This is a genomic window from Microcoleus vaginatus FACHB-2002, from assembly GCF_040004035.1.
GTDB lineage: Bacteria > Cyanobacteriota > Cyanobacteriia > Cyanobacteriales > Microcoleaceae > Microcoleus > Microcoleus vaginatus_C.
The window spans coordinates 21,001-32,385 of record NZ_JAMPLN010000055.1; the positions used below are offsets into that span (position 1 = coordinate 21,001).

12 protein-coding genes are annotated in these 11,385 nt (G+C 47.5%); 5 read left to right on the plus strand and 7 right to left on the minus strand.

Translation table 11 applies throughout. The features are described from left to right. Window positions 1-187: 187 nt before the first annotated feature. The 6 genes from NDI35_RS27690 to NDI35_RS27715 all read right to left on the minus strand — a co-directional run bounded on the left by NDI35_RS27690 (window position 188) and on the right by NDI35_RS27715 (window position 6,801). Window positions 188-1,612, minus strand: coding sequence for a phosphoglucomutase/phosphomannomutase family protein (locus tag NDI35_RS27690; RefSeq protein ID WP_445315510.1), 1,425 nt, complete (start codon window positions 1,610-1,612; stop codon window positions 188-190). Between the two features lie 274 nt (window positions 1,613-1,886). Next, entirely contained in the window at window positions 1,887-2,621 is a 735-nt protein-coding gene (gene folE / locus NDI35_RS27695) for a GTP cyclohydrolase I FolE (protein WP_333080464.1), read from the minus strand. 110 nt (window positions 2,622-2,731) lie between these two features. Beyond that, window positions 2,732-3,457, minus strand: coding sequence for an SDR family oxidoreductase (locus NDI35_RS27700; protein ID WP_333035381.1), 726 nt, complete (start codon window positions 3,455-3,457; stop codon window positions 2,732-2,734). A 242-nt stretch (window positions 3,458-3,699) separates the two neighbouring features. Then, entirely contained in the window at window positions 3,700-4,680 is a 981-nt protein-coding gene (gene accA, locus NDI35_RS27705) for an acetyl-CoA carboxylase carboxyl transferase subunit alpha (RefSeq protein WP_445315511.1), read from the minus strand. Between the two features lie 253 nt (window positions 4,681-4,933). Next, window positions 4,934-5,959 (minus strand): long-chain acyl-[acyl-carrier-protein] reductase, encoded by a 1,026-nt coding sequence (locus NDI35_RS27710; protein WP_445315512.1) that lies wholly within the window; start codon window positions 5,957-5,959, stop codon window positions 4,934-4,936. A 149-nt stretch (window positions 5,960-6,108) separates the two neighbouring features. Further along, the gene (locus NDI35_RS27715) at window positions 6,109-6,801 is read right to left on the minus strand and encodes an aldehyde oxygenase (deformylating) (protein ID WP_333073769.1); all 693 of its coding nucleotides are present in this window, start codon (window positions 6,799-6,801) and stop codon (window positions 6,109-6,111) included. Window positions 6,802-6,865: 64 nt separating this feature from the next. On the opposite strand from NDI35_RS27715, the gene NDI35_RS27720 reads away from it, so the two are divergent. From NDI35_RS27720 to NDI35_RS27730, 3 genes are all read left to right on the plus strand, one after another. Beyond that, window positions 6,866-7,063: a hypothetical protein gene (locus NDI35_RS27720; RefSeq protein WP_333172635.1), complete on the plus strand. Its 198-nt coding sequence runs from the start codon at window positions 6,866-6,868 to the stop codon at window positions 7,061-7,063. Window positions 7,064-7,294: 231 nt separating this feature from the next. Then, entirely contained in the window at window positions 7,295-8,113 is an 819-nt protein-coding gene (locus NDI35_RS27725; protein WP_445315513.1) for a carbohydrate ABC transporter permease, read from the plus strand. A 198-nt stretch (window positions 8,114-8,311) separates the two neighbouring features. Next, window positions 8,312-8,560, plus strand: a complete 249-nt coding sequence (locus NDI35_RS27730; protein ID WP_445315514.1) for a transporter suffix domain-containing protein — start codon at window positions 8,312-8,314, stop codon at window positions 8,558-8,560. Window positions 8,561-8,620: 60 nt separating this feature from the next. Here NDI35_RS27730 and NDI35_RS27735 read toward each other — a convergent pair whose 3' ends face one another. Further along, window positions 8,621-9,649 (minus strand): hypothetical protein, encoded by a 1,029-nt coding sequence (locus tag NDI35_RS27735; RefSeq protein ID WP_333073773.1) that lies wholly within the window; start codon window positions 9,647-9,649, stop codon window positions 8,621-8,623. A 353-nt stretch (window positions 9,650-10,002) separates the two neighbouring features. Between NDI35_RS27735 and NDI35_RS27740 the strand changes: the two genes are divergently transcribed. Both NDI35_RS27740 and NDI35_RS27745 read left to right on the plus strand, forming a co-directional pair. Beyond that, window positions 10,003-10,200: a DUF433 domain-containing protein gene (locus NDI35_RS27740; protein WP_445315515.1), complete on the plus strand. Its 198-nt coding sequence runs from the start codon at window positions 10,003-10,005 to the stop codon at window positions 10,198-10,200. Window positions 10,201-10,332: 132 nt separating this feature from the next. Continuing rightward, entirely contained in the window at window positions 10,333-11,304 is a 972-nt protein-coding gene (locus NDI35_RS27745) for a pentapeptide repeat-containing protein (protein WP_445315516.1), read from the plus strand. Window positions 11,305-11,385 lie beyond the last annotated feature (81 nt).

An 11,385-nucleotide genomic window follows, 5' to 3' on the forward strand; every position in this document is an offset into this window, starting at 1 on the left:
TAAGCGCTAGGACGCGAAGAAGAGAAGAGAAAGAGTTCACAATTTAGAGGAGGATTGCTATGGCAATACTATTTTATTTATGAAGAAGGTTTTTTAACCGCAGAAGGCGCAGAGGACACGGAGAAAGAGAGATTTGATATCAAGTCATCCGCGTTTGTCTGCGTTTATCTGCAGCTGAAAACTTCGATTAATTATGCGCCCAAGCTTTCGCCCAGTTTAAGTTTTGCATAACTTCTTTCAATGTCGCGGCTTCTGAATACAGCCGCAACACTGGTTCGGTTCCGCTAAAGCGAATTAACAGCCAACTTCCGTCGGCTAAGCGGAATTTATATCCGTCAACTTTGTTGCAATCTACAACTGCTTTGCCTGCGATTTCTGTTAAAGGTTGATTTTGCAGCAGCGACAGCAAACGCGACCTTTCTTCCATGTTTGCTAGGTGCAAGTCGATTCTGTCATAAGCTGAAGTAAAGCTTGTTTCTTGTTGCAGTCGGCTGTAAATTTCGCTTAAGTCTTCCCCGGATTTGACAACTGCTTCTAACAAGTACAGCGCTGACAGCAAAGCATCTCGTTCGGGGATGTGCGTACCGTAGCCAATTCCTCCCGATTCTTCGCCGCCGACTAAGACTTGGGTGGTTAACATTCGATCAGCTATATACTTGTAACCGATCGGCGTTTCAAATAATGGCAAGTCGTACAGCTTGGCAATTTTGGGAATTATGTCTGAACCGCTGACTGTTTTGATGACTTCCCCGGTCAAGCCGCGCCGTTTTGCTAAATGTTCGATTAATATGGGAACTAGGATTTGTGAACTGAGAAAGTTGCCGCTAGAGTCAACGGCTGCAATTCGATCGCTATCTCCGTCAAATACAAATCCGATCGACAAACCAGAACTTTTTCGCTGGTGAGTACGCATCACCCGAAATAACTGCGACAGGTAGCGCGGCAAAGGTTCGGGTGCACCGCCGCCGAACAGCGGATCTCGATCGCTGTTGACTTCATGTACTGTTTCTTCTAAAATTTGAGCTAATCCTCCGGCGGCGGCACCGTGCATTACATCTACAAATACTGTAATTTTGCCGCTGGCGATCGCTTCTTTAATCGCCTCTATATCTACCATTTCCCGCAAGGTTTTGCAGTAAGCCGGCCAAGGATTGAAATTCTCCAATTTACCGGGAGTTGCGGAAAGTGCCGCCGGATTGTCGAGTTTTTCTTCTATCTTTTGAGTAACTTCGGGCGAAACTGAACCGCCAAATCCGCCCTTGACTTTTAACCCTAAATATGCACCGGGATTGTGGCTGGCCGTCAGGACGATCGCACCTAAAGCATTTAATTGTTTGGCAGCTAAACTGAAAGCTGGAGTGGGGGCGTAGGATTCGCTCAGCAGCACGTCAAATCCTGCGTTTTGGATGGCAATAGCCGCTGTTTTGGCAAATTCTTCAGCCAGAAATCGGCGGTCGTGACCGACAATTACGGTACCGCTGCTGCCATCGCTGCCGCCGGTTTGTGCGAGAACTTGTGCCGCTAGGGGAGCGACTAACGCTACGCGATCGAATGTAAAATCGTCAGCAATGATACCGCGCCAGCCATCTGTACCGAATTTAATAGGATTCATTTAGTCACAAGTCATGAGTCACCCGTCTATTTTATGGGTTTATTAGTCGATCGTCATCCGATTTTAGATTTTAGATTTTAGATTTTAGATTTGGGAATCGCTCCCACAGCCTGTACTGTGGCTGTTGACTGTTGACTGCTGACTGTTAATTGTCATTAGCCTTGCTTGATAGATGATGTTGGGCGGAGTGAAACGGAGGGTTCGTCCCTCAACTCAACCTACTAATTACTGTTAACTGCCAACTGTCAACTGTCAACTGTCAACTGTCAACTGACTAAAAGAATGCCGGTTGGTGGCGGATCAAATTCAGGAATTCTTCGCGAGTTTTCTGTTCCTCTTGGAACACGCCCAACATTGCACTCGTAACCGTCCAAGCACCGGGTTTTTGCACACCCCGCATCGTCATGCACATATGGCTGGCTTCCATTACTACAGCTACTCCCTTCGGTTCCAATATTGTCTGAACTGCTTCGGCAATTTGGCGCGTCAAACGTTCTTGCACCTGCAACCGGCGGCTGTACATCTCCGAAATTCGGGCTAATTTGCTCAATCCCACTACTTTTTGGTTGGGAATGTAAGCAATGTGAACTCGGCCCATAAACGGCAGCATATGGTGTTCGCACATACTGAATACGCTGATGTCTCGCACCAGTACCATTTCGTTGTGACCTTCGTCAAAGATAGCGCCGTTGAGGAGTTCTTCGAGGGATTGACTGTAACCGCTGGTGAGAAACCGCATTGCTTCTGCTACCCGTTTTGGGGTTTTGAGCAATCCTTCGCGTTCGGGGTCTTCTCCTACTCCCAGCAGCATTGTGCGAACGGCCTCCATCATTTCTTCCATGCCTACTTCTGAGGGTTTGGGCACGCTGGATTCTTGACCGTTCGAGGAATTGCGATCGGGTCGAGTTGGGATGCGCGGGGTGTTGCTTTCTGCGGTTTGTAACAGTTTCATGCTGTCAGTCGAGAGTGAGTTCGAGCCATTGGAATCGGGGGAAGATGCAATTGTCATAACAAGTTGGTGTGAGGGTGAATCGATTTGCGATTTTGGATTGGGGGATATAGCTAGAGATTCAAAGATTGTTGAATTCGAGAAAAATCCAGCAGTCTAAAATCTCAAGTTCACAAAACTCCTGCGTTGGACATGAGCGTGATTTCTTCAATTACTGCACTTGCTGGCAACTGAACTGCGTGCAGAATTGATTGGGCGACGATTTCTGGGGTTAACATGGCACTGCGATCGAAGTCGGCTTCCACGGTGTCTGTGTCCCACAGGGGAGTATTGACAGAACCCGGACAGATTGCTGTTACGCGAATTCCGTGAGTCCGTTCTTCGGCGGCTAAGGTTTTAGACAAAGCCATGAGACCGAATTTGCTGACGCAGTAGGCTCCCCAGTTGGGGAAGGCTTGGGTGCCGGCGATCGAGGAAACGTTGATGATGATTCCCGATCGGCGATCGCGCATGGAGGGCAAAACTCCTAGAATGCACTGCCAAACGCTAGTAAGATTCAGGTCTAAAACGCTCTGCCACTCGGCTAGCGGCGTTTCCGTCAAAGAGCCGGTGTAGCCCATACCCGCGCTGTTGACCAGGATATCTACGGAACCCAATTGAGAGGCGATCGCGCTGATGCTGCTTTGCACTTGCTCAATTTTTGCCAAGTCTAAGGGATAAGCTTCTGCTTTCACTCCGACTTCTCGGGCTGCTGCGGCAACGGCTTCTAAGTTTTCCGACTCTCGGCTAACTAAGGCCAGATTTATGCCCTCGGCGGCGAACGCTAGAGCCGTCGCTTTGCCAATACCGCTGCTGGCTCCGGTAATCAGAGCCTGCTTTGTTGTTGGATGGTTCATTCAGTGTCCTAATACTTTCGCTCGGCAATTCCCTACAGCGTTGCAGCCTTCTTCGGCAAATTAGACAACTGTCTGCTGCGGGTGATAACAGTTAATTATGAGATGAACATTAAGAACTGTTAAGCCGGTGTCACCTGAGAAATTATAACACTGCTGACTGATCGGCAGAATAATGAGCTGTGAGTTATGAGTTTAAAGTTAAGAATTTTTCACTCATAACTGATAACTCTGAATTGATCGGCTCAAGCAGAAATTTCAGTGAACACACCGATATGGCGAAACTTTTGATATCGAAGCTCGCGTCGCTGCTGAGCCGTAAGCTGTGTGAGTTCTGCTAAGTTTTCTAACAAAGCTTGTTTGAGTATGGACGCAGCTTTGAGGGGATTCGAGTGAGCGCCGCCGATCGGCTCTGGTACTATTTGATCGAGAATGCCGAGGTTTTTCAAGTCCCAGGAAGTGATTTTCAGGGCTTCTGCAGCCAAGTTAGCTTTGCCAGAGTCTTTCCACAGAATGGCCGCACAAGCTTCGGGAGTGGCGACGGTGTAGACGGAATGTTCCAGCATCAACAGCCGCTCGCCGACACCGATACCCAAAGCGCCGCCGGAACCACCTTCGCCGATGACGGTGCAAATAATGGGAACGTCGAGGCGAAACATTTCTCGGAGGTTGCAGGCGATCGCCTCTCCCTGTCCGAGCTGTTCTGCTTCTAAGCCCGCCCAAGCCCCCGGAGTGTCGATAAAGGTGAAAATTGGCATTCCGAAGCGATCGGCGTGTTCCATCAACCGCAGGGCTTTGCGGTAGCCGCCGGGAGCAGCCATGCCAAAGTTGCGGGCGATATTATCTTTAGTGTCGCGCCCTTTTTGATGGCCGATGATGACTGTGGGACGCCCGTCTATGCGGGCAATTCCGCCGACGAGGGCCGGGTCGTCTCCGCCGCGCCGATCGCCGTGAAGCTCGATCCACTCGTCGCTAATTGCCTGAATGTAATCGAGGGTACTGGGGCGGCGCGGGTGACGGGCGAGTTGCAGCCGCTGCATGGGGGACAAGCTGCTGAAAATCTCTTGTCGCAGTTGGGTCGAGCGAGCTTCGAGTTTGCGAATTTCGTCGGTAACATCGACGCTGTTTTCTTCGGCGAGTTCGCGAATCTGGTGAATTCGGGTTTCTAGTTCCGCCAGCGGCTTTTCAAAATCTAGGAGTAGTGGTTTGCGGTCGGGGTTTGCCACGCTGATAATTTCTATAAGGTTTTAAGGTTTTGTCGATCGACTATTTTCCGATCCTACCCTGTATGGGGATAGTAAAAAAGACGGAAAAATTGCCAACTTTGAGTTTTAAATTTTGTATGATATCAAATTTGGTTACATCCTAATTATCCTATAGCGCGAGCGGGAGGCTCGCGATCCACTCCGAAAAATATTATTCCGATCCAACGAAAGAGTCAACAGTTAAAATTTCCAATTTAACTGTTGACTCTTAACATCAAACTGACATTAATAAAGGTCGGAAACCATGTTTGACAGAAATAAGACCGATTTGCTCCATCTTTTCCACAGTAATTTGATTCCGTCCCCAAGAAAAATTGGTATACATTTTTTCAAATTCCAGCAGCATTGATTCAGCAAAACAGGCAAACAACTGTCGGCCAGGTACATCCATATTGACAATCTTCATAATTTTCCACTCAATATCGAGGGAATGCTCCACAATGCCGCCATTGAGTACGTAAATTTCTGGATGCTGAACCTGAGTTGCCAGATTTTTCGGATAGCCACCGTCAATCAATAAACATGGTTGCTTCAATGTCTTAGGGTCAATTTCTACTCCCTTGGGCATACTGGCTACCCAGACTACAATATCCGCTTGGGGCAGGGCTTCTTCCAAGTCCATAATTTTGCCTCGGCCCAATTCCGATTGCAAATCTTGTAATCGTTCTTTGTCGCGGGCAATGAGCAACAATTCTGCTACATTTGTTTTAACATTGAGCCAGCGACACACAGCACTGCCAATATCGCCAGTAGCACCACAAACGGCTACCGTGGCTTTTGAAAGTTCAATTCCCAATTTTGGGGCTGCTTCTTCTACTTGGCGGCAGAGGATGTAAGCCGTGTGAGTGTTACCAGTGGTGAAGCGCTCGAACTCCAACTTGAGATTGCGAATTTGCTTAATTTGCTGCAAGTTGAAAGTCTCAAAAATGATCGAAGAAAAGCCGCCTAAAGCAGTGATGTTAATCCCATTTTTTTGAGCGTGTGCCATCGCATTAAGGATTTTGCGAGTGGCTGCTTTAATCCGGCGAGTGGCTAGCATTTCTGGCAGAAAACAGGACTCCACATAGCGGCCTTCTATTTTTTGTCCAGTGATGCTTGTTACCGTGATCTGATCAACTATTTGGGGCGGTGCGCTGCACCAAAAATCAAGACCTTGATCGGCATATTCTGGATAGCCCAGCTCGTTAGCTACTGATTGGGCGTGTTCTAAGCTGGTTAAGTGACCGATTAGACCAAACATTAAGTTGTCAAATGAAGGAAGATGGAAGGTGGAAGGTGGAATATGAAAGATGGAAGATGGGAAGATTAAAAATTTATATTTTAAAATGAGTTATCCCATTTTTAATTTTTAATTTTTAATTTTTTTCCCATTCCTTATTTCCGAATTAACTAGGCTGCGAGGCCTTGTGCTGACATCCGCATGATATCGCGGTTGTTAAAGCCTATGTTGCCTAGGGCTTCGCCGTAGGCAATCATAAAGTCTTCGATTAAAGCGTCTTTTTCCATTCCCAAAACGCGGGCATCGTCTGCGACAGAGTTTAGCAGTCTCCAGATGATGGGCAGGTTTTGGCGGTTGGCCGCTTCGAGTTCGGCTTTGGATTCCTCAAAGTGAGCTTGCAGCCAAACTTCCCCAAAGTTGAGGTGGCTGTATTCTTCTTTGACGACGCCTTCGGTGATTTTGCGAGCAAAGTCATCGGCGACGGGGATGTAGATGTTGTAAGCTGCGATCGCAAAACACTCGATAATTAGCGATTGAATCAACAAGCAAGTTACAATCTGACCTTGGGCCGCTGCCGTTTGGAAGTTTTTGTGCAATTCCGAAAAAAACTGCTTGGCAAATGCCATGTCGGGCGTGACTTTAAGATTCCGGCCACAAGCTTGGAAGCCTTTCATGTGGCGGTTCTCCATCTTGGACAAGCCAACTAACTCTGCTTTTTTGTCAGCCAACAGTTCGGCCAGTGTCAGGTAATTGTCGTGAGCTTCTTGTTCGCCTTCAATCACAATGGCGTTGATGCGACTGTAAGCATCTTTGTAAGTTTCGGTTTGAAAGTCAATTGTTGGGCTGGCCTCAAGCTGGGGCATAGATATGTAGTCTCCTCATATAAGCTTGTGGGATGTCTGCAAACCACTTTAAAATTGGGGGTCAGTGACAGTGCACTTTACCTTTTTTGAACGCACCCCATCTAAATCAGAGATTATAGCTGAGGATTCTTTCGACAAAGAACTTTTCTTTGACGTTCCGGGAAAAACTGGCGTCATCAGCGTGTTTGGCGGAGTTTTGCCGTCGAACACTCCAGAAAGACTATCGCTAGAATGCTATCTATTTACTAATTACTTGAATTAGTCGTTAGTCGATCTTTTGCCCGGAAATAGATGATAGAAATACGGTCTATGTCTCCACCTTTCAGGGTTTTACAGTACCAACTCTATCTATAACATTATATCCTAATCACAACTTCCTCCCTAGGTACTCCTTCTTTCCTTCTACGACTATTATGTTGTTGTATGGGAATCTGGGATGCGATCGGGTTGGAGAACCTCACAGGCTTATTATTTTAGGTTAATTCACAAATTTATGGGTAAATCCTTTGACAGATCTCAAGCGCTGCAACTGCTGAGTTTTATTTTGTTGCTGGCGGGGGCTGCGCTGGTGCTGCTGCCGCTGGCTGCTGTATTTTTGGTTTCTTTATCACCATCTGGTGTCGATGTCAAGGGCACAGGCCTGACTTTTGCGAACTATCAGGAGGCTTGGCGACGGGGCAATTTTTTGTTGGCATTCCTTAATTCTACTCTAGTGGCGATCGCAGTGACGGGTTTTCAGGTTGTAACTTCTGCTTTGGCCGGTTACGCCTTGGCCCGGCTGAAGTTTCGCGGGCGACAGGCGATTGTGTTGGGGGTTTTGGCAACGCTGGTAATTCCGTTTCAGCTTTTGGTGATTCCGATTTTCTTGGTTTTGAAGTGGGGTCATCTGCTGAATACCTACGGGGCGCTGATTTTGCCGACGGCGGCTAACGGTTTTGGGATTTTTCTGCTGCGCCAGTATTTTATGACTGTTCCGGTGGAGTTGGAGGAGGCGGCAATGCTGGATGGGGCTAACCGCTGGCAGGTTTTGTGGCAGGTGATGTTACCTTTGGCCCGCCCTGCTTTGGTGACGCTGTTTTTGTTTACGTTTATCGGGGAGTGGAACGATTTGTTTAAGCCGCTGGTGTTTACGACGCGGCCGGAGTTGCGGACTGTGCAGTTGGTTCTGGCTGAGTTTCAGGAACAGTTTACTAGCAGTTGGCAGTTGTTGATGGCGGCGGTGGTAATTGGCACAGTGCCAGTGGTGTTGTTGTTTTTAGCCGGTCAGCGGCAGTTTATTCGGGGGATTGCGGCCACGGGGATTAAGAATTGAGTTTGAGATGCTTCGCAATTAAGTTTGTAGTCATTTGTGGCACCATTCTCAAGAACAGGCCGGAAAGCCTGTTCTTGAGAATGGTGCCAGATGTGAGTTTGTAGTCCCTCGGCGATTGAACTCGCTACTATACAAACGAAGTCCACTTTAAGCGGACTAACAGATAAAAGGGATATCAAAGCTGTATTATGTGAATCTATGCAAAAACTCGGTTTATTTTTATTTATCGTATCTTTTCTACCGTGGTTGGCAGTCTTTTTTGTTGTGCCATTCCTGCCACTGGACATTATCCAAAAAACTACTTTATCTGTCGTTCTAGCTGTTGAGGCCGAAGTTTGTTTTTGGATTAGCGTAGTGCTGTTGGGGAAAGAAGTAGTTACCAAATATCGGCGTTATTTGCATCCCCGCTATCTTTGGAAAAAAATCAAACATTTTAACCGCAAATGAACAGGAATCAACGCAGGTATTCAGCCTGGATGTGAGGGTTGATCTGCGGTCAAGGTTGAGCTATTCGCTAAAAATTTGCAAGCGAATAGAGCGTTCTCCGTCGCCAAAATCCACTTCAATCTTTTCTCCCGAAAGACTGTCCAAGCATCCCAAAAGCAACCGCAAATTGGGTGTGCTTGCTCCTGTATCTACGTACAATCTATCTGCCAAACTGCCTAAACGCTTCCAAATTGTGTAGAGTTTGACTACTGTTTGTTCTAGCTGTGCGGCTTGTTTTACAACGTCTGCGGTGGTTCCCAAACAGCCTACTCGCAAAGATTCTTCTAAGGCCATTTCCATGTCTAAGTGAGACTGATTGAGAGCTTGCACTTGGGCGGCGGCGTCGAGATATTTTGATAAGTTCTTGGCGTCGGATGTTAGCTGTTTGACAGTATCTACGTCTGGATTTTCTGCTACTTCTTTTTGAATTTCGCTTTGGTGAGATGGAGAGAGTTTCTCCATTTCTTTGACTAAAGGAGCGAGGTAGCGGGAAGGTAGAGAACCAGTAGATGCTTTTTCTTTGACTTCTTCGGGCAATAAATCTGAGTTCATTGCCATCCATTCGTCGGAGAGTTGTTTGACTTCGCGGCGGGTGATGCGATCGCCACTTGCTGCGGCATCTGTTACCATTTGCTGGACTTCGGGAGATGCTTTGGCGGTTTCTACAAAGGCTCTTTTGCTGAAGTTTCTAATGGAATTTGGGTCTAAATCTCCTTGCTGGATCAGAGTATCGGCACTATTAGCTAATTCTATCAAAGAATAGGCTTGACTTTTGCCAATTTCTCTTTCTTTGAGCCAGTTCAAAAAGCCAGTACCGCGTCCTTCGCCGCCTTTTTTTTCTCTGTCTCGGACTGTTCGGAGAATGCGTCCCCGCCAAATGTCGGTTTGCAAGTCGAAGCGATCGCACACTTTCCAGGCATTGTCAACCTGATTGTCAAAATCAAAGTCTGGTATTTGTTCGTCTTCGGGGTCTGGCAATTGGAAATTGATATCGGTAAAGCCGTTGAGGGCTTCTGCAAGTTCTGCGGGATTTAGGGGGACTTCTGCCATTAGGAAAAATTTGTGTAGTGCAACAGCCGGTTTAATTGGGAGCTTGCACGGGTTGACAGTTGAGACGCTATATGTAGCGGTAAGGTAGGCAAAATTTACCTACTAATAGAGCTTTTGTGCAAGTCATATCATTATTGCACGATGGAGGGCGATCGGCGAAAAGATACCCAAAATCACTCCGGGCACGCACGCCCCTGATAGGAATTGAGGGGAGTGGTGGCGGTGCGGGGATTGATTTAAAGTGAATTAGGAAATTAAAGGAACTAATAAAATGCTGGAAACTACCAAACGTTAGGAGCGCTCTATCCCTTTGTTAGCCTAAAAGTGAGAAAATAAGCTAAATGGAAAGTGCCATGTCAGAAGAAGACATCGCTAATATTATTGCGATCGAATCGGGTAAGCTAGGTGGGAAACCTTGTTTTCGAGGCATGAGAATTACGGTTTATGACGTGTTGGAATATCTCGCTTCTGGGATGAGTTATGAAGAAATCTTAGATGATTTTCCCTATCTTACCCAAGAGGATATTTGGGCTTGTTTGAGTTTTTCTTAAAGAGTTATCGTATTAGGTTCGGTAATCGCTAATAATGATTCTGTAGTAAGAGCCTAAGGCTCGCGAGCTAGAAGCTCGCACTGTAGTCGTCATTAATTGACTGGACATAATATTATATCGCTGCGTGAAATCATGCCCAAAGACTTCTCCGGTAAAAATCTCCGAGGCCACAATTTCAAAGGTCAAAACCTGACAGGTGCAAAATTCATCGGTGCAGACATCCGAGGCGCAAACTTCACCGATGCCATCCTCAGAAAAGCTGACTTCACCCGTGCCAAAGCTGGACTGCAACGTCGATGGACAATTTTTCTAGTAACTGTCTCACTATTTCTATCGTTAATATCGGGATTGATGTCAGGCTTGACTACTGCTTGGGTAACACTATTTTTGACTCCAATTAACATCAAACAGTACACCATTATTCCAGGTGTCTTATTGCTGATAGTTTTGGCAATCTTCTTTATTGTTACCCTGCGCCAAGGTTTAGTGGTAGGGGCAGGGGCAGTGACAGGGGCAGCGGCAGCGGCAGTGGCAGCGGCAGCGGCAGCGGCAGGGGCAGGGGCAGTGGCAGTGGCAGCGGCAGTGGCAGCGGCAGCAGCAGTTGCAGCGGCAGGGGCAGTGGCAGGGGCAGGGGCAGTGGCAGGGGCAGTGGCAGCGGCAGTGGCAGTGGCAGGTGCAGCGGCAGGGGCAGCGGCAGCGGCAGTGGCAGCGGCAGCGGCAGGGGCAGCCACAGGAGTAGGTATTTACATTGCTTGGCGTGCTTTGGCTGGAGATGAGAAACAAGCCTTGATTCGCACCATTGCCATTGCCTTTGCCACGACAGGTGGCACTAGCTTTCGCAATGCCGATCTAACTGATGCCAATTTCACTGAGGCAACTCTCAAAAGTACAGATTTTAGAACCGCCAATCTCACTCGCACTTGCTTCCGCAATACAGAAAAACTCGATCGCGCGCGAGTCGGTAATTCGATATTAGCTGATACGCGCGTCCGAAAATTACTCATCACTGGCAATGGTTACAAAAAATCCTATGTTGGTGCGAATCTCCAAGGAGCAAACCTGACAGGCGATGCTGGGGGGGTGACAAAGAGGTCTACGAGATAGACTGTATAAGGGTTGCAGCCCGCATACCTTGTTGATAAAAGCGGCGTTTAGAAGGAGTTAACTTCATTAACTGTTCCACCT